Annotated in this window: 16 protein-coding genes, 1 tRNA gene and 1 pseudogene; all 18 read right to left on the reverse strand. The window is 40.2% G+C overall.

Annotation, left to right across the window (positions count from 1 at the left end):
- Window positions 1-28: 28 nt before the first annotated feature.
- The gene (locus tag ACH9UM_RS12925) at window positions 29-532 is read right to left on the reverse strand and encodes a hypothetical protein (protein ID WP_009242933.1); all 504 of its coding nucleotides are present in this window, start codon (window positions 530-532) and stop codon (window positions 29-31) included.
- Window positions 516-1037 (reverse strand): RNA polymerase sigma factor, encoded by a 522-nt coding sequence (locus tag ACH9UM_RS12930; protein WP_004848233.1) that lies wholly within the window; start codon window positions 1035-1037, stop codon window positions 516-518. The genes ACH9UM_RS12925 and ACH9UM_RS12930 overlap by 17 nt, the downstream gene beginning before the upstream one ends.
- A 311-nt stretch (window positions 1038-1348) precedes the next feature.
- Window positions 1349-1421 (reverse strand) — tRNA-Ala (locus ACH9UM_RS12935).
- A gap of 199 nt (window positions 1422-1620) precedes the next feature.
- Window positions 1621-2095, reverse strand: a pseudogene (locus ACH9UM_RS12940) (hypothetical protein); the annotation flags it as partial.
- 903 nt (window positions 2096-2998) lie between these two features.
- Entirely contained in the window at window positions 2999-4393 is a 1395-nt protein-coding gene (locus tag ACH9UM_RS12945; protein WP_004848227.1) for an ABC transporter permease, read from the reverse strand.
- Window positions 4394-5269, reverse strand: coding sequence for an ABC transporter ATP-binding protein (locus tag ACH9UM_RS12950; protein WP_009320405.1), 876 nt, complete (start codon window positions 5267-5269; stop codon window positions 4394-4396).
- A 71-nt stretch (window positions 5270-5340) separates the two neighbouring features.
- Entirely contained in the window at window positions 5341-6543 is a 1203-nt protein-coding gene (locus ACH9UM_RS12955; protein ID WP_302013578.1) for a HAMP domain-containing sensor histidine kinase, read from the reverse strand.
- On the reverse strand, window positions 6531-7211 hold the full coding sequence (locus ACH9UM_RS12960; protein ID WP_009242939.1) for a response regulator transcription factor: 681 nt from the start codon (window positions 7209-7211) through the stop codon (window positions 6531-6533). The genes ACH9UM_RS12955 and ACH9UM_RS12960 overlap by 13 nt, the downstream gene beginning before the upstream one ends.
- Before the next feature lie 194 nt (window positions 7212-7405).
- Window positions 7406-8224 (reverse strand): CvpA family protein, encoded by an 819-nt coding sequence (locus ACH9UM_RS12965; protein WP_004848219.1) that lies wholly within the window; start codon window positions 8222-8224, stop codon window positions 7406-7408.
- A gap of 8 nt (window positions 8225-8232) precedes the next feature.
- Window positions 8233-9429 carry a DUF5711 family protein gene (locus tag ACH9UM_RS12970; RefSeq protein ID WP_004848216.1) on the reverse strand — a complete coding sequence of 399 codons (1197 nt, stop codon included), beginning with the start codon at window positions 9427-9429 and terminating at the stop codon, window positions 8233-8235.
- Between the two features lie 79 nt (window positions 9430-9508).
- Complete coding sequence (locus tag ACH9UM_RS12975) at window positions 9509-10717, reverse strand: LysM peptidoglycan-binding domain-containing protein (RefSeq protein WP_004848213.1); 1209 nt, start codon at window positions 10715-10717, stop codon at window positions 9509-9511.
- Between the two features lie 171 nt (window positions 10718-10888).
- Window positions 10889-11830: a transketolase family protein gene (locus ACH9UM_RS12980; protein WP_400091542.1), complete on the reverse strand. Its 942-nt coding sequence runs from the start codon at window positions 11828-11830 to the stop codon at window positions 10889-10891.
- Window positions 11818-12654 (reverse strand): transketolase, encoded by an 837-nt coding sequence (locus tag ACH9UM_RS12985; protein ID WP_009242941.1) that lies wholly within the window; start codon window positions 12652-12654, stop codon window positions 11818-11820. The genes ACH9UM_RS12980 and ACH9UM_RS12985 overlap by 13 nt, the downstream gene beginning before the upstream one ends.
- 71 nt (window positions 12655-12725) lie before the next feature.
- Window positions 12726-13322 carry a recombination mediator RecR gene (gene recR / locus ACH9UM_RS12990; RefSeq protein ID WP_004848207.1) on the reverse strand — a complete coding sequence of 199 codons (597 nt, stop codon included), beginning with the start codon at window positions 13320-13322 and terminating at the stop codon, window positions 12726-12728.
- Between the two features lie 2 nt (window positions 13323-13324).
- Window positions 13325-13678, reverse strand: a complete 354-nt coding sequence (locus ACH9UM_RS12995) for a YbaB/EbfC family nucleoid-associated protein (RefSeq protein ID WP_004848206.1) — start codon at window positions 13676-13678, stop codon at window positions 13325-13327.
- Window positions 13679-13680: 2 nt separating this feature from the next.
- Window positions 13681-15300: a DNA polymerase III subunit gamma/tau gene (gene dnaX, locus ACH9UM_RS13000; protein ID WP_004848205.1), complete on the reverse strand. Its 1620-nt coding sequence runs from the start codon at window positions 15298-15300 to the stop codon at window positions 13681-13683.
- A 37-nt stretch (window positions 15301-15337) separates the two neighbouring features.
- On the reverse strand, window positions 15338-16414 hold the full coding sequence (locus ACH9UM_RS13005) for a 6-phosphofructokinase (protein WP_004848203.1): 1077 nt from the start codon (window positions 16412-16414) through the stop codon (window positions 15338-15340).
- A 155-nt stretch (window positions 16415-16569) separates the two neighbouring features.
- Complete coding sequence (locus ACH9UM_RS13010; protein WP_044929464.1) at window positions 16570-17919, reverse strand: glucose-6-phosphate isomerase; 1350 nt, start codon at window positions 17917-17919, stop codon at window positions 16570-16572.

Genomic DNA, 17919 nt, shown 5'->3' on the forward strand with positions numbered 1-17919 from the left:
CTTTGCCGCATCCAAAAGGTTACGTCTTTTATAAAGTTTTTTTCAAATATTCTGTCAGATTTTCTTTATCCCCTTTTTCTTCTGTCACATACCAGATTTTCCCGTCTTTTTCAAACACTGCATGAAGAATTCCGTCTTCCGTTTTTCCTATATATACTTTTTCTCCGTGAACCCTTCCCGGCTTCAGCTTCCACAGCTCTTTCGGGATATTCTCGTCATCCTTCTCCGTATACTTTTCAACTTGAATATCTTCCCACTCTCTCGTCTCTGATATGTCCTTTTTTCCGAGATTTAATCCAATCTCCATCTCTGATGAAGCAAATGTCACATCTTGTATCACAATCTTGTCTTTAAACGCCGCTCCCCATATACCAAGGCAGACAAAACAAAAGCATGCCGCTATTGCCGTATATTTCCACAATCCGATAATTTTGCGGCGGCGCTCCTCTCTTTCAGCTGCTTTTACCGTCCGGTTCACTAATTCTTCCGGGACATGAATGCTGTCATTTACTTTCTTATATTCGTCCCACACAGTCAAACTCTCCTTTCAAAGCTTCCTTAAGCATCCCCCTGCTGCGATACAGGCGGGTTTTTACAGCCGACTCCGAAAGTTCCAACATCTCAGCAATCTCAGAAACAGAATATTGTTCATAGTAAAACAAATGTACTGTACTCCTGTAATCTGCCGGCAGGCGAAGAACTGCCTCATATATGAGATTCTCCGGCAGATCCATCTCATAACTGTCCGTGCTCTGAACATCCCTGTCTATAGAAACTGTCTTTTTCCGAAACGCACTATCAAACTGTTTCTTGCAGCAATTAACAGTTACTCTCAAAAGCCATGCCTTCAAATGCTCTCTCCCCTGAATTCTTTCTTTATACTTTACTAATCGGAGGAACACTTCCTGAAACACATCTTCTGCTTCACTTTTATTTTTCATTTGTACCAGAGCAAGCCGATAAACCATATTTCCATGAATACGGATGGCTTCTTCTACATTAATTTCTTCATGACTGCCCTCTGTTTGACCTCTCATATATAATACCTTTTCCCGTACTTAAACGTCACATAGATTTTATGTTTATTTTTTGATTATATCTTACTTTTTTTCTTCATACAAGAACAAAGTAACAAACCCGGACTTTGGCTCGTTGCACAATATAAAAAAGAATCCTGCTCGCAAGATTCTCCGCCTGCGGCGGGTCGCTTTAGCGACGTACTTCTTTTCCGCCGCAGTGCGCTCCTACACGGAGCGTTTTTTATGCTATGGAACATTACGGAGTAATTTCCTATAGCATAAAAAATCCGAACACTGACTAATGCCAATGTTCGGATCTTTATTTAAAGTGGAGAATACGAGAGTCGAACTCGTGACCTCCTGCTTGCAAGGCAGGCGCTCTCCCAACTGAGCTAATCCCCCATAGCGTTCTTAGAACTTTTATAAGATATCATATTCTAAGAAACTTGTCAAGTTTTTTATGAAATTTTCGACAAATTCATGCCAAAACATGCAGCTTCCATTTCCCACTTTTCGTATTCGTTGTAAAAAATATATAAATACACCTTCCAGACAGGGGAGAAATCAAAACTTATCCCCCATTTTATAGATTTAACTATGATCAATTTATACGAAGATAAAACTCTTCTATCAGACGAGCAATATTTTCTTCTGTATCTTCAAGCTCATCTGCAATTTCGGAAATTGTTTTTCCTTTTTCGAGCTTTTTTTGAATGAGAGAACAGGTTTTTTGAAGATTTCCTTCTTCTCGACCTTCTTTACGACCTTTATTAAGTCCAGCCTGTTCTCCACTTTGATATTTTTCGCATTAAATAATCAGCAAGTATTCCTTTTTCAATGCACTCTTTTATCGCCTTTTTATAAGGTTCTTCCACACCGGAGATCTGATAGTTCTGCACGATTTCCATAAACTGGCTATACTCTTTCAGCACTTGACATTTCTCTAAAATCTCATGATGTTCTTCCGGTCGGATATTAATAACCTTTACTTTTAATTCCAAACTTGGTTCATTATCTTTTACAATATAAGCATCTGACAAGCGCAGTTCTTTTTCTTTTGCCCACTTTTCTTTTCCTACCATAGGCTCTCCTTTCATGTGCATGAATGAGTCCTATCGTACAAGTAAGAAAACACTCTTAAGTTTTTTCTCTCAAAGCTTTTTCTCCTAAAGCTTTCTCTTATAACTTTCGGTGAAACTTTTTTCTTCTGTTAAGAATCAGTATACGAAAAAAAGAGACGTTCTACAAGACTATCCATGCAAATCTGTTTCGTTGTGTTCTGGGTAATTTTGAGGGAATTCCTCTGACCGACGAAGCTGTCGGCATCTTTCACAAAAAGAATTTCTGTGAGTGGATTTATCATAACATATCTCTTCTTCAGAGACAATGATATATTTTATTTATACATTCCCCTAGTCTCTTTTACTGACAAAAAGAAAACTACCAGAAGAAAACTATTTATGCTCATAAGAATCATCAATTTCCCCATCTCTATTTCTCCGCTTATAATCGGGAATATGTATAATACATTTTCTTCTGTTAAAATATCGAATTGACAGAAAGACCAATATCCTAGCGAAGCTAGATAACCTATAATGACATTATTTCCTAATTGTGAAAAAAGAAGTCCTAAAATCCCCAGAAAAACAGCATACAGAATTGTCACGGTTACATATTTTAAAAATGGAAAACTGCAGTTTTGAAGCCGCATAATACTTGCGAATATAGTAATCATAACTGTAATCATCCAGAAACTGCATATCAGCCGAATGCTTACGCTCTTTCTATATGACCATACTTTCGTATAAACAATCTCTTTTACGGAAACTTCCAATTCTTGCCTTATTATAGGAATGAAAAGAAATACCCCTATCAGAGCTAACGATTGTCCGAATACATCTGCGGAATGAATGTTGTCTAAATTAGAAATTCCTCTTATAACCGGGATAATGAATGTATAGACAGCCGCCAGTAATAAACTATTTTTGAATGTGAGCGGTAAATCGATCCTTAAAAAATCCAAAATGCTTTTGCAAAAAGAAATCATAATTTAACTTTCCACCTCTTTTCTTGTTATATACTACAACAGATAATGCTATCAATATCAAAGACAAGATCACAAACAGTCCTCTATTCAAACAGATCAAATTAAAATCTTGCTTTATAAGTTCAGAGCCTCGTAATAAATTATGCCGTATCATCAGCGTAAATATTTTTGTATCTCCCGATAACGCTGTCAAAGAGGTGTCAATAAACCACCATACAAACTGTACCAAAATAGCTATCGGCATAGATGTTAAAATTGTCAAGAACATTCCTGAAGAAGTAACAATCATTGCTGTCGGTAATAACCACCAAACAATATATTTCAGAAAAGCAAACACATCTATTGCAATACCGGTTTCAGCAGAAAATTCAATCAATGGAATTAACGACTCAAAACTCAAAATAGTTATCGGCAATAACACTGCCGCAAGCATTGCTAAGAAACGAATCGTAATAAGCTTTGTTGTTCCGATCTGTTTACAGTCAATCAGCTCATTCATACGGTTTCGTCTATCCTTCAGCCAAAAGATAACTACTAAGAACACAGGATATAAACCTAAATCTCTTGTCATATAATCGCAAAACAATCTTGCAAAAGCAGCAGAAACTTTATCATCATAAATCGTTTTCTCATATTCATTCATTGCTTCTTCATAAGTCATTTCTGCCAGACCATAATATTGCAATAAATTTTCCATAGAATAATTAGAACCTGTTCCAATGATACTTTCTGCTTTTTTCATAAGCTCTTGAAATTCCTCGTAAGAAACTTGAGCTACAAATTGTTTTGTATAATCAGTATTTTCAGTTGGTTGTTCTTCATTTCCCATTTCAAATGTAAAAGCTCCATTTTCACTTTGTGTTCCGTTACTGCCAAAGTGAATAACATTTCCATTTACAGCAGGGAAATAATCATCTGGAAGATGATTGATCTGCTGTTCATTTAAGCCTGTTATTTCTTTGATTATATTTAAAATCTCTTTTTGCTCGTTCTCATTTAAAACTACTTCCTTATAATAGCTAAAAGGATATGTTGCATAGGAATTTGCAAGATATTCCATAATTAGCTTGTCAGTACCACCGCACATAATTTTATCTGGTACTTCTTTATTTTTCATTCCATAGCTTTCTTTATTTTTTTCTGGTTTTTCTAAAATCGAACCACCAGTCAGCCCGGAAGAAATAGATACCTCATTTCCTTGCGAACCAGTTATTTCTTTTGTTGTTACACCGTAAAAATTTTCATGCCAGCTAAAAAGCAGCAATCCAATAAACAATACATATATAAAGCTAAAACAAATTTTTTTCAATTCTTTAATAAACAGCATCTATTCCACCTCCTGCTTGAAACTTGATAAGAGATACATATAACTGTCCTCTATCGTAGGCTGACATGAAACCCATTCTTTTTTTGGTGCAGCGTTTGATAAAAAGCGACAAGATACATTTATTCCATTTTGATAAATACTGATAACACGGTATTTCTGTTTAAACTGATTTAATTCATTTTGCAGAATCGTGGTAGTATAGACTTTTCCGTTTCCAAGCTGTAACAACTTTTCTATTTGTCCTTCAAAAACAACAGTTCCGGAAGATAAAACAGCTGCTTTAGAACAAGTGGCTTCTATATCACTTGCTATATGCGTAGATAATAAAATAATTCTTTCCACTGCCAATTCAGAAAGAAGATTGTAAAAGCGTAATCTTTCTTCTGGGTCAAGTCCTGCCGTCGGCTCATCAATAATCAAAATTTTCGGATCATTTAATAATGCCTGTGCAATACCGAAACGACGTTTCATACCACCGGATAAATTTTTAAATCTTTTATTCTTCTCGTGTTCCAAATTCACTTGTTTTAAAAGTTCGTTGATACGCCTCTTACGAATATTGTTTGGAAGTTCAGTCAAAATCCCAAGATAATCTAAAGCAGAATAAACCGTCATATTTGGATATATCGAAAATTCCTGTGGAAGATAACCGATTATTTTTCTGATTTCTTTTTTCCTTTTTATATCAATCCCATTGATTTCTACCATTCCCGTTGTCGGCTCTGACAATGTAGCCAATATACGCATAAGCGTTGTCTTACCGGCTCCGTTTTCGCCTAACATTCCATACATTCCGATCGGTATATGTAAAGAAATATCTTTCAACACATTTTGTTTCCCGTAGTTTTTATTCAAATGTTCAATACTAATTTCCATAAAAAAACCTCCTTACGTTTTTTGTAAGGAGATTATTTCATATAAAAGTCAAATTTCAGAAAAGTTTCCGCCTATTTTTTAATCTTGATTGTAATAATTGCTCCACGATCCGGAAGATTGTCTAAAAATATATTCCCTCCGAATTTTTCACTAAGTATTTTACAGATAGATAATCCTATGCCAAAATTTCCACCGTTTGAAGCGGAACTGAAGAAGAAAGAAGCTGCGGATTTTAATTCTTCAGATGTAAAACCTACTCCATCATCTTGCATTGAAAAATACAAATAATCCTCTTTTTCTTTGATTGAAAATATAATTTCTTCATGTGAAAAGCGGAGTGCATTGTCAAAAATATTCTCTAAAACTTTTGATAACATCGCTTTATCTGTCGATATAAAATCAGAGTTTGAAAAATCCCGTATAACAAGTTTTTTATTCTCTCGTGCCGCTAAAATAGAAAATTCTTTTGTTATGTCGGCAATCAACTCTTTCAAATTATAATTATCTTTTTTGATCTCAATATCTTCCATTTTTTGTATATCTTTCACACACTCTACATATCGTTTTAATCTATCGACAGCTTCTGTCATATTTTTAATCGTTGTCTGTAAGGTTTCATTTGTAAGAGTTTTTCTTTCGATTGATTTTTCCAAATAATCAAGATAGCCATTGAGCACCGTGATCGGCGTTCTTAAATCGTGTGAAACAGAAGCCGTCAGCGCTTTTCTCTCTTGAAGCATATTCCACATTTTACTATTGCTTTTGTAAATCTCATTTTTCATATGTTCAAATGTATCACATAACTGCCCCAGCTCATCATCAGATGTGTATTGTATCTGAAAATCTAAATCCTGCTGTGAAATGTGGTACATACCATTTTTCAGATTTTCAAGCGGTATCTTCAATTTCCATTTGTAATATAATTTTGCCACCATAAAAGAAGCGATTATAATATAGGCAATGGGTAAGGACACCATAAGAATCGTAATGCACCAATAATATAATTGATTTTCTTTTGAAAGTTCTCCATGTGTATATTTCTGCGGTACGGCAGTAACCCCGTTATTATTTTCGGTGTCATTACTATCTGCGTCTCTAATTACATAGTCTGTGATGATAATAGGTCTTGTATCAAGTATTTTTTTCTGGATAGATGAACATGTCAATATTGTAATTACTGAAAGAGCGCTGACCAGACTAAGACAAAATACCGCCAGCAATACTAATGATCGTTTTAGCGACATCTTTTGAAATACTTCTCTTATTTTTCCCATTTATATCCGACTCCCCAAACTGTAGTAATATAACCTTTATCCGTAAACTCATTAAATTTCAGACGTATTTTTCGTATATGCTCTTTGATAACAACGCTGTCTCCATTGCCGTCAATGCCCCAAATATTTTCATAAATTTTTTCTCTGTCAAAAACCTGACCTGCATTAGAAGACAAGAGTTGTATAATTTCAAATTCTTTATTTGACAATTCAATTTTATGCCCTTTGATATAAAGACTTCTATCAGAATAATCAATAATAAGATCTTCTGAAAATTTACTTTTTGTCTTGTTATGACTTCTTTGTTCGCGTCGTAAATGCGCCGAAATTCTTGCCAGCAATTCATTTACAGAAAATGGCTTCGTAATATAATCATCTCCGCCTGCCATTAACCCGTTGATCTTATCCTGCTCAGATACTCTGGCAGTGAGAAAAATAATCGGACAAGAGATAAAATCACGAATAGAGACACATAAATCCAAACCGTTCATGCCATCCATATTGATGTCTAATAAAACTATGTCCGGCGAGTAAGATAATTTATCCAAAGCCTCTGCCGCATTGCCGGCAGTATAAACAGAATACCCTTCAAATTCAAGCTGTAATTTCAACATATCTAAAATAGACTGTTCGTCATCTACGATTAGGATCTTATATTTTTCTTCCACAAACTTTCACTCCTTATCAATGAGATTAAAAATCTTATAACAGAAAAAAGTCAATTTTTCGCCAATTTTTAATTTCCCTATTAAAATTAATTTTATCACAAAATAAAAAAAGTTACTGTACATCAAAATACAGTAACTTTCAGTTACAAAATAACATTTTGTTTATTTTTCCAACAGCCCTCTTCTATACAGATTTAAAATTTTAACAGGCGGATCAAAAGCGGATTTGTTTCATATAAGAAACGCAGAATACTACTCTTTTCAACCATTTCAAAGCATGCGCTTCCCGCCTCTGTCGTATAGGCAAGCGTCATGATGAGAAATCCGATCCACACAATGACAAGCGCAAGCAAAAGACCGAGCGCTCCTCCGGCAATATGATTTGCCAGTCCAAGCACCGGAAGTTCCCCAATAATATTCACAGCAAACATCAGCGCCTTCACAAGAATGATCGCCAGCAAAAATGTCACAAGAAACGACAACAGATTCAATACAAGATGCGATGCATATGCCGCCACATATCTCGGAAAACTTTTCACTCCCAGCTCTCCGTAAATCGTGCTGTTGTTATTTTCTATAAGCTGATCTTTCAAAAACCGGGGAAGAGGGGCTTCCTCAATCAAGTTGATCTGCACATCTTTCGGAATATCTCCGATCACACTTAAAATATCATCCGCCGTAATGCCGAGCACATCCCAGTCCATCTCGTTTAACTTGGAGATGTCTTCCGCCGTAAGATTTTCCAATGGCGTTCCTGTCAGATCGATCGACTGAAGCTGCTCAGACGTTATCTCCGGCATAAATTTCTCAGTAACTTTACTTTCTAAGAAATCATCTACAGGCGTATACTCCTTAAGCGCTCGTGTAACATGCGGCGAAAGGAACAGCACAAGAACAAGAGTCAATATTGTTGACAAAAGGGAAAGTCCGAGTTTTAAAAATCCTCTAACATACCCAAAAGCAATACAGATAAGAAAAATCGTTCCTACAATGATCAAAAGCCAATTATCCATAATCTCTCCTATTTCGTCAGATAAATTACCCGTAATTCATCTGCGCTCATCACATAGTATCTGTTCAATCCCGAAGCTTTGAAAATCTCCAGCGCCTCTGTTTTTATGTCTCCTTCAAATTTTACGATTCCGTTTGCGGTCACGATACAGCACTTACTTCCTTCATACATAATAACTTCGCTGCCTTCTATCTTTGCATTTTCGTATCGTCCCGAAATCTCTTTATTAAGTATCCTCTCCCCAAACCGATCATACAGCCGCAGCTCGTATCCTGATTTTTCACTGTTAAGCAATATAAGCCCTATATATTGGTCTGAGTGAAATACGCTCTGTATCTCCTGTCCGATCGATATCTCTTTTTCTTTTTTCGGTTCGGCTTTCCCTTTATAGATGACGATCGAGTTATCTCCTACTACAACAGAGCGGTCGCTTCCCATAAAGAAAATGTCTGCCATGATCGTGTCTGAATATTCATCCGATGCAACGATCTTATCCGGCTTGTCCTTTCCACTCTCTCCGAAATTATAATAGATCACTTTTGACTTCAGCACGGCGTCGTCTGTATGAAAATAAGTTACCGCCAGCATCTTTCCGTCGTCAGACATATCCATCGCAACAGGATAACCCATTACAGGAACAGTTACCTGCTGCTCCACTAAAACATTGCCCATTGCATCATAAGAAATGATCTTCGGCGCAGTTTCATTTTTCAGCAGAACTGTCACAATTCCCTGATCCGAAATCGCCATATTTTCAATCGGAAGACTTGTCTCAATCTCGCCTTTCAAACCTTCTTCGGAAAATACAAGAATGCTGTTTCCTCCGATATCTCCTACCGCAAACGCTTTTTCTTTCACCTCAATGATCGGATTTTTCAGTTGTGTCGACTGAATCCACTTTTCTTCGTTTTTCTTATTTAAAAAAACAACGCCATCCCGATTGTATCGCACGATTCCATTTGCAAAATGGGCATAATTACTTGTATCCGAACTATCTGTCGAGTACCTGACCGCCGTTCCGGCTTCACTATACGCCTTATTCGTGAGCATCAGATATGTTCCGCTTACCGCAAGAGCAATAAGAATAACCGGCACAACAATCTTTTTTAATTTTTCCCTGTGTATTTTCTTCGTTTTAGCACGAACTTCACTTAGATCATCGGGGGGTGTTACTATTTTAAAATCCGTTTTTTTCTTTTGTGTCATATAACTCCCCTTCTTTATATTTCTGTTTTATGTCCTTTTTATTTCCGCTAAATCTATTCGCCAACATCTTACCATACTTTCATGGCAATAGCAATTTCTGTCCGATATAAATAAGATTGCCGTCCGTAATCCCGTTCATTTTGCAAATCGTGTCTACATGGTCAAGATCGCCGTATATCTTACGGCTGATAATCGCCAGCGTGTCTCCTTTCTCTACAATATAAACCCCGTCCTGACCGTTCGCGCTTCCAATAGTCTGTTCATCTGCCCCCTGCGCAGAATCGCTTCCCTCCGGTTCTTTTTTATCATTGCTCTCAGACAGGCTGTTTTCCGGATTTTCATTTTTCTCATCTTTTCCGTCTTCCTTTTGACCTGACACACTTTCCTCCTTTGTTTTGTTTTCATCTGCGGAATCTGCATCTGTCTGTCCTTTTACTGCTTCAATTTCTGCAGATGTGGGAACAGATCCGTCATCTGTTGTTTCTTCTGACGTTTTCCCATCTGACGCAACTGTCTCTTTATCTAAAAATCCAAGCGTGTTTTGTACCGATTTCATCCTGTCGAAACTGTTAAACAACGATACCCCCATAATTACAAGTATCAAAATCACACAAGCTCCCGCAGCATACATCAGACTCCCCGGCCGTCTGCCTTTTTGATGCTCGCTCCGTTTTCTAGCCAAAGAACGAAAGTCCTTTGCAGCTCTGTCTTCCACTGTTTCCGACGCTGACGCCCCATTTTTTTTCCGGCTGGAGATCATATAATTCTGCATACACGGATTTTTTTCATAATATGTGTAATGCCCTCCGATCTCCAGCAAGTCATTCATTTTATGTACATAATATGTCTCTTCTTTTTCTACCGGATCTTTCATAATAAAAACGGTATTTTTCTTCGGAAATGATTTTTTATGAAGCTTTACGGTTTCCGGTTCCGGAATGAGCGGCGCTCCGGGATGTACTACAAACCATCCTAGCATTTCCCCGTCTTCAAAATACTGTTTGCAGTCTTCATATGCGTTTTTCCATGCAGCCTCATCAATCACATATTCTTTATCCGACATTTTCAGATCATGCATCTGAATCGCACCATAAATATAAACATAATCTTCATCCTCGCCGTTTTGAATATCTCCGACAAGAAAAGCCCCCATAGGGTCTGTGCCTGCTTTCTCACATTTCTCACACAATCCGGCAAAAAATGTATCTACATAATCTTCCACATAAATTTTAGGACTGTCGCTTACATTTCCTATTTGACGCACGTTTTTCGGTAACTGTCTTTCCATTTATACTCATCCTCCTAAATCAACTGAATATTTTAAAAATCAACAATGTTTCTATCGGCGTTGATATGAGGATAGCACAATAAAAAAAATGATTTTATCAGTTATTGTCAGAAGAATTCGACATATTATAAAAGATGCCGCTCAAAATGAACAGCATCTCCTTTTGTAATATTATGATACGAACGCTTTTACTTTTTCATAAATACCGTTTATGCCAAGTCCGTATTTTTCGATCAGTTCAAGCGCCGGACCTGATTCTCCATACACATCGTTAATTCCGATCTTAAGCACTTTTGTCGGAACATTTGCGGAAAGCACATCACATACTGCGCTTCCAAGTCCTCCGATAACCGAATGCTCTTCGACTGTAACGACTTTGCCTGTTTCCTGTGCGGCCGCAATGATAAGTTCTTCGTCAAGCGGCTTGATCGTATGAATATTGATCACTTTTGCATCAATACCTTCCGCTGCCAGCTTCTCCGCTGCCTGCAGACAGTTGTTGACAGGAAGTCCTGTCGCAATGATCGTTACGTCTTTTCCTTCTCGAAGCACAACGCCTTTCCCAAGTTCAAACTTATAACCCGGTCTGTCATTGATCACCGGAACAGCCAGACGTCCGAACCGCATATACACCGGCCCTACATATTCGTAAGCCGCGCGCACCGCCGCTCTTGCCTCTATGTCATCAGACGGATTGATCACAACCATTCCCGGAATCGTACGCATCAAAGCAATATCTTCATTACACTGATGTGTCGCTCCGTCTTCACCTACGGAAATTCCGGCATGTGTTGCTCCGATTTTTACGTTCAGATGCGGATAACCGACTGAATTTCTTACCTGCTCATAAGCCCGTCCCGCCGCAAACATTGCGAAGGAACTTGCAAACGGAACTTTACCCGCAGCCGCCAATCCTGCTGCCACGCCGATCATATTACTTTCCGCGATACCGCAGTTGATGAAACGTTCGGGATATGCAGCCTGAAATAAACCTGTTTTTGTCGCAGCCGCAAGATCCGCGTCAAGCACAACGATCTCTTCATGTTCCGCCCCAAGCTCTACCAGCGTTTCTCCGTAACTTTCCCTCGTCGCAATCTTCTTTACTTCTGACATAACGCTTCACCTGCCTTTTCCAAATCTGCCATCGCGATTTTAAATTCCTCGTCGTTCGGCGCTTTTCCATGCCATCCCGCCTGATTTTCCATAAAAGAAACTCCTTTTCCTTTCACAGTCTTGGCTATGATCACCGTCGGACGTCCTTTTACTGATTTTGCCTCTTTAAATGCAGCGTCAATCTGATCAAAATCATTTCCGTCAATATTGATCACGTGAAAATTAAACGCTTCAAACTTTTTATCTATCGGATACGGAGAGTTCACTTTTGTAATCTCACCGTCGATCTGAAGATTATTATTATCCACGATCACAAGAAGGTTATCCAGTTTGTGGTGAGACGCAAGCATCGCCGCTTCCCACACCTGACCTTCCTGGATCTCTCCGTCACCGAGAAGTGTATATACGCGGTAATCATCACCCGATATCTTTGCCGCAATCGCCATTCCTACAGCCGCAGAAACTCCCTGTCCGAGAGAACCTGAAGACATATCAACACCCGGAATGCACTTCATATCCGGATGACCCTGAAGATAAGAACCTGTATGTCTCAGTGTGATCAGATCTTCTTTCGGGAAAAATCCTTTCTCTGCCAACGCGGCATAAAGCCCCGGCGCTGTATGTCCCTTTGAGAGGACGAAACGATCTCTGTCCGCTTTTTTCGGGTCTTTCGGATCTACATTCAATTCCTCAAAATACAGATAAGTGAATAGATCCGCCGCGGAAAGTGATCCGCCCGGATGTCCTGCTTTCGCACTGTGAACCGATGTCACAATTCCCTTGCGGACTTCATTTGCAGTTTTCATCAACTTTAACTTGTCCATAATGTCTCCTCTTTAATGTCTCCTCTTTCTTACTTCTGTTTATTACTTCTGTTTATTATTTCTGCTCTATCTTACAGTTCTGTCCTGCCTTCAAGCGCTCTTAAAAGCGTCACCTCGTCAATATATTCCAAATCTCCTCCGACCGGAACGCCGCTGGCAATCCTGCTCACCTTTATTCCCGCCGGTTTTATGAGTTTGCTTATATACATTGCCGTTGTCTCGCCTTCCAGACTTGAATTCGTTGCAATGATCACTTCATTCACGTCTCCCTGAAGCCGTTCCATCAGTTCTTTCAGACGGATATCTCCCGGGCCGATTCCCAGCATCGGAGAGATTGCCCCGTGGAGCACATGATATACTCCGTTATATTTTCCTGTCTTTTCATACGCTGCCAGATCCCGCGGTGTCTCAACGACCATGATCGTTTTCTTGTCGCGATCCGGATTTCCGCAAATCGGACAGGTTTCCCGATCTGTAAGTGTACAGCACACTTTACAATACCGCACATTTTTCCTTGCGTCAATAATTGATTTTGCCAAACCTTCCACTTGATCCAGCGGCATGTTGATCACATGAAACGCCAACCTTTGCGCCGACTTGCTGCCAATCCCCGGCAAACGGGAAAATTCTTCGATCAGACGGCTGATCTGATTACTGTAATATTCCATCCTTAAAACATCCCCGGAATTCCGCCGCCCATGCCGCCTGTCAGCTTAGACATAGCAGAACCTGTCGCCTCATCGATCTGACGCAGCGCCTCATTTGTCGCCGCAACGATCAAGTCTTCCAACATCTCAATATCATCCGGATCAACGACTTCTTCCGCAAGTTTTACTTTTGTCACTTCGCGTTTTCCCGAAACAGTCACTTCAACCGCTCCGCCGCCTGCCGTCGCCGTAAATTCCTTTGCCTCAAGCTCTTTTTGCTGCTCTTCCATCTGACGCTGCATCTTCTGCGCCTGTTTCATAAGATTTGCCATATTTCCCGGCATCGCTCCACCCGGAAAACCGCCTCTTTTTGCCATAATCAATCCTCCACCGTTATCTTCATATTGATCTTTTGTTCTATATCTATGAATGTATCCTCAAAATGTCTGCCTTCTTCTACATGACGCACTTCTACTTCCACACGTTTTCCGATCCGTTCTTCGATTAATTTTTCCAACTCTTCAACGTGATCTTCCCGCCCTACGACGCTTGCCGCAAGACTGTCCGGAAGAACGATCAAAAGCCGGTTGTCTCCGCCCAGACTTAAGCGGGCGCTTTTCAGATACCCCTTTATAATACCTGAAGCTTCTCCGGCAATCATTCTAAAATTCTTTACGACTTCCTGTACGTCTTCGGGAATCGCATCTGGAATTTGCGGTCTCTGCGCACGAGCGCCTGCAAAATTGCCCTCGGTGTTTCCATTAATCACCGATCCGCCTGCGATCTGCGCTCCGTCTCCGTTTACATAGACGATCTGCCCCTGCATATTTGCTGAAGCTTCCATGCTTTTTTCCACTTTTTCTTCCACCGCACGGATCCGCTCTAAAATAGTATCCTGCTTCGTTTCCATTGCCGGAGTACATAATTTAATCAAAGCCACCTCTAGCATGATTCTCTTTTGCGTCGCATATTTTAACTGCCCGGAAAGCTCTGAAAAAACACGGATATACCGGAATAACGCTGCTGTCTCGATCATCCCGGATTCTTCTTTTAACTGCATCATATTTTCCGTAGACACATCCAGAACATCCTCTATATTATCAGATGTTTTTACGAGAAGCAAGTTCCTTAAATACCATGTAAAATCTGCCGTAAGCTGCGTCAGATCTCTTCCCTGCATTACGAGTTCCTCCACAACGTCGAGCACACCCGGCACATCCGTATTGATCACTTTCCGCAAAAGTCTGCTGAATACATCCGTATCCACCGCTCCCAGCACTTCCAAAACATGCTCGTATGTCACCTTCTGCCCAAGATAGAATGCAATACACTGATCAAGAAGACTAAGCGCGTCTCTCATCGATCCGTCCGCCGCTTTCGCTATATAGCGCAGCGCTTTATCCTCTGCTTCTACATGCTCTGTATCCATCAATTCCTGCATACGTTCCGTAATCGTCTCAATACTGATCCTCTTGAAATCATAATGCTGACATCGTGATAAAATCGTGATCGGAATTTTATGAACTTCTGTTGTGGCAAGAATAAAGATAACATATTCCGGCGGCTCTTCCAATGTTTTAAGAAGCGCGTTAAACGCTCCTATAGACAGCATATGTACTTCATCAATAATATAAACCTTATATTTTCCTTCTGTCGGACGGTACGTCACCTCTTCCCGAATCTCACGGATATTATCAACGCCGTTATTAGACGCCGCGTCAATCTCAATCACATTCATAGACGTACCTGCCGCGATCGACTTACACATCTCGCACTCACCGCACGGACTGCCGTCAACCGGATGCTCACAGTTTACCGCTTTCGCAAATATTTTCGCAACCGTTGTTTTTCCCGTACCTCTTGTACCGCAGAAAAGATATGCATGTCCGATACGGTTTGCCTTGATCTGATTCTGTAATGTTGTAATAATATGATCCTGCCCTTTTACATCTCCAAACTCTGCCGGGCGAAATTTTCTATAAAGCGCCGTATATGACATGTTTTACACCTCTGCCTGATTTCTTAGTTTATTTCGTTTATTCATCGCCAAAACTGATACCTATTGTTTTCGCTTCTTTGATCAATCCGCATTTCGGATCTACCATCTTTAATTTTCCCGCCACTTCTTCAAGCGGAACTGCCGTCGTCTCGCCATCTCTCATAGCGACCATATATCCGTATTTTCCTTCCAGTATCATCTCGGCCGCCTTTGCTCCGACCCGAGTTGCAAATACACGGTCGTATGCACACGGAGAACCTCCGCGCTGTGTATGTCCCGGAACGGTAATTCTTACTTCCTTATCTGTCGCTTCTTGGATCTGCTCTGCCAGCTCATATGCGATAGACGGATATTTTCTCTTGGAGATCTTCTCTTTATATTCTTTCTTTTTCAGTTTTGCATCCTCTTTCGAGATTGCACCTTCCGCAACCGCAAGAATCGTAAACGGTTTTCCTTCTCTCGACCGTCTGTTGATCACATCTGTGATCACATTGATATCATAAGGGATTTCCGGAAGAAGGATAATATCCGCGCCGCCCGCTATACCTGCATGAAGCGTTACATATCCTACTTTGTGTCCCATTACCTCTATAATAAATACACGGCTGTGGGACGTTGCCGTCGTATGGATTCTGTCAATCGTATCTGTCGCAATATCCACCGCGCTCTGAAATCCGAATGTCATTTCTGTTCCCCACAGATCGTTATCGATCGTCTTCGGAAGCGTGATCACATTCAATCCCTCTTCCCGAAGAAGATTTGCCGTTTTATGCGTTCCGTTTCCTCCTAAAATAATAAGACAGTTCAGATTCAGCTTATGATATGTATGCTTCATCGCCTCTACTTTATCGAGCCCGTCTTTATCAGGAACTCTCATCAATTTAAACGGCTGTCTCGATGTTCCGAGAATCGTTCCGCCTCTTGTAAGAATGCCGGAAAAATCTTTCGGTGTAAGCATACTGAAGTCCGCATAGATCAATCCTTTATATCCGTCTTTAAAACCGTAGATCTCCACATCGTCCCGTTTGGAGCAGATTCCTTTCACAACTCCGCGCATCGCCGCATTTAATGCCTGACAGTCTCCGCCGCTTGTCAACATTCCGATTCTTAACATAACGCACCCTCCTTGATCGTATCATCCGTGCATAACGCACCCCAAAACTGTTTTTCTGATATTTGAATAGTTTCTATAATGCAAATAAGCAGCCGGTAATTCCGACCGCTTATTATTATACTCTATTTACGGAAATCCAACAAGAAATTTTAAAACTACAGTCTCTTAAGCAGTTCTTCTCTTTCTTTTTCAAATCCCGGTTTTCCAAGCAGGGCGAACATATTCTTCTTATAACTTTCAACACCCGGCTGGTTGAACGGATTAACGCCGAGTAAATATCCGCTCACTCCGCATGCAAATTCAAAAAAGTAAAACAATTCCCCGAGATAAAACTCATTCTGCTCCGGAATCTTTACCATAAGGTTCGGCACATTACCGTCCGTATGCGCAAGGATCGTTCCGTTCATCGCACTCTTGTTAATGAAATCAACATTTTTTCCGGCAAGATAATTCAATCCGTCAAGATCTACCGGTTCTTCGTTGATCACAATCTCTGCTCTTGATTTTTCTACATTAAGAACCGTCTCAAAAAGAATTCTGTTTCCATCCTGAATAAACTGTCCCATAGAATGAAGATCTGTCGTAAGATCTACAGATGCAGGAAAGATTCCTTTCTGATCCTTGCCTTCACTCTCTCCGTAAAGCTGTTTCCACCATTCGGATACATAATGAAGACTCGGTTCGTAGTTTGCCAGCACTTCCACAGTTTTTCCTTTACGAAGAAGAATATTCCTGACAGCCGCATACTGCATTGCGCCATTCTTTTCAAAATCAGCTTCCAAAGCCGCCTTTCTTCCCGATGCCGCTCCTTCCATTAATTTGTCGATATCCGCTCCGCTTACCGCGATCGGCAGCAAACCTACTGCAGTAAGAACAGAGAAACGACCGCCTACATCGTCCGGCACAACGAATGTCTCGTAACCTTCTTCTGTGGCAAGATTTTTCAACGCTCCTTTCGCTTTGTCCGTCGTTGCGTAAATCCTCTTTGCAGCCTCTTCTTTTCCGTATTTTTTCTCCAACAGTTCTTTAAATACGCGGAAAGCGATAGCCGGTTCCGTCGTCGTTCCCGATTTGGAGATCATATTGATTGAAAAATCACGATCTCCGATCACATCGATCAGATCTTTTACATATGTACTGCTGATACTGTTGCCGACATAATAAATCTCCGGAGATTTTCTCACTTCTTTTGATACAACGTTCGCAAAAGAGTGTCCGAGAAATTCGATTGCCGCTCTTGCTCCGAGATAAGATCCGCCGATTCCGATCACAAGAAGCACTTCCGAATCTTCTCTGATTTTCTCAGCCGCTTTTTTGATCCGGTCAAACTCATCTTTATCATAATCAACCGGAAGATCGATCCAGCCGAGGAAGTCGTTTCCGGCGCCCGTTCTTGCAAGCAGCTTTTCCTTTGCCTGCTCTGCCAGTTCGCTCATATACTGCATCTCATGATCCTGTACGAAACCACATGCCTTTGAATAATCAAATGTTACTTTGCTCATCAC

This window comes from Mediterraneibacter torques (genome assembly GCF_044591705.1).
Taxonomy (GTDB): Bacteria; Bacillota; Clostridia; order Lachnospirales; family Lachnospiraceae; genus Mediterraneibacter; species Mediterraneibacter torques.

Bases quoted from the DNA above. Each gene is read 5' to 3' on its own strand.
- ACH9UM_RS12930 (WP_004848233.1), bottom strand. From the start codon at position 1,037: ATGAGAGGTCAAACAGAGGGCAGTCATGAAGAAATTAATGTAGAAGAA.
- ACH9UM_RS12945 (WP_004848227.1), bottom strand. From the start codon at position 4,393: ATGCTGTTTATTAAAGAATTGAAAAAAATTTGTTTTAGCTTTATATAT.
- ACH9UM_RS12950 (WP_009320405.1), bottom strand. From the start codon at position 5,269: ATGGAAATTAGTATTGAACATTTGAATAAAAACTACGGGAAACAAAAT.
- ACH9UM_RS12955 (WP_302013578.1), bottom strand. From the start codon at position 6,543: ATGGGAAAAATAAGAGAAGTATTTCAAAAGATGTCGCTAAAACGATCA.
- ACH9UM_RS12965 (WP_004848219.1), bottom strand. From the start codon at position 8,224: ATGGATAATTGGCTTTTGATCATTGTAGGAACGATTTTTCTTATCTGT.
- ACH9UM_RS12970 (WP_004848216.1), bottom strand. From the start codon at position 9,429: ATGACACAAAAGAAAAAAACGGATTTTAAAATAGTAACACCCCCCGAT.
- ACH9UM_RS12975 (WP_004848213.1), bottom strand. From the start codon at position 10,717: ATGGAAAGACAGTTACCGAAAAACGTGCGTCAAATAGGAAATGTAAGC.
- ACH9UM_RS12980 (WP_400091542.1), bottom strand. From the start codon at position 11,830: ATGTCAGAAGTAAAGAAGATTGCGACGAGGGAAAGTTACGGAGAAACG.
- ACH9UM_RS12985 (WP_009242941.1), bottom strand. From the start codon at position 12,654: ATGGACAAGTTAAAGTTGATGAAAACTGCAAATGAAGTCCGCAAGGGA.
- recR (WP_004848207.1), bottom strand. From the start codon at position 13,322: ATGGAATATTACAGTAATCAGATCAGCCGTCTGATCGAAGAATTTTCC.
- ACH9UM_RS12995 (WP_004848206.1), bottom strand. From the start codon at position 13,678: ATGGCAAAAAGAGGCGGTTTTCCGGGTGGAGCGATGCCGGGAAATATG.
- dnaX (WP_004848205.1), bottom strand. From the start codon at position 15,300: ATGTCATATACGGCGCTTTATAGAAAATTTCGCCCGGCAGAGTTTGGA.
- ACH9UM_RS13005 (WP_004848203.1), bottom strand. From the start codon at position 16,414: ATGTTAAGAATCGGAATGTTGACAAGCGGCGGAGACTGTCAGGCATTA.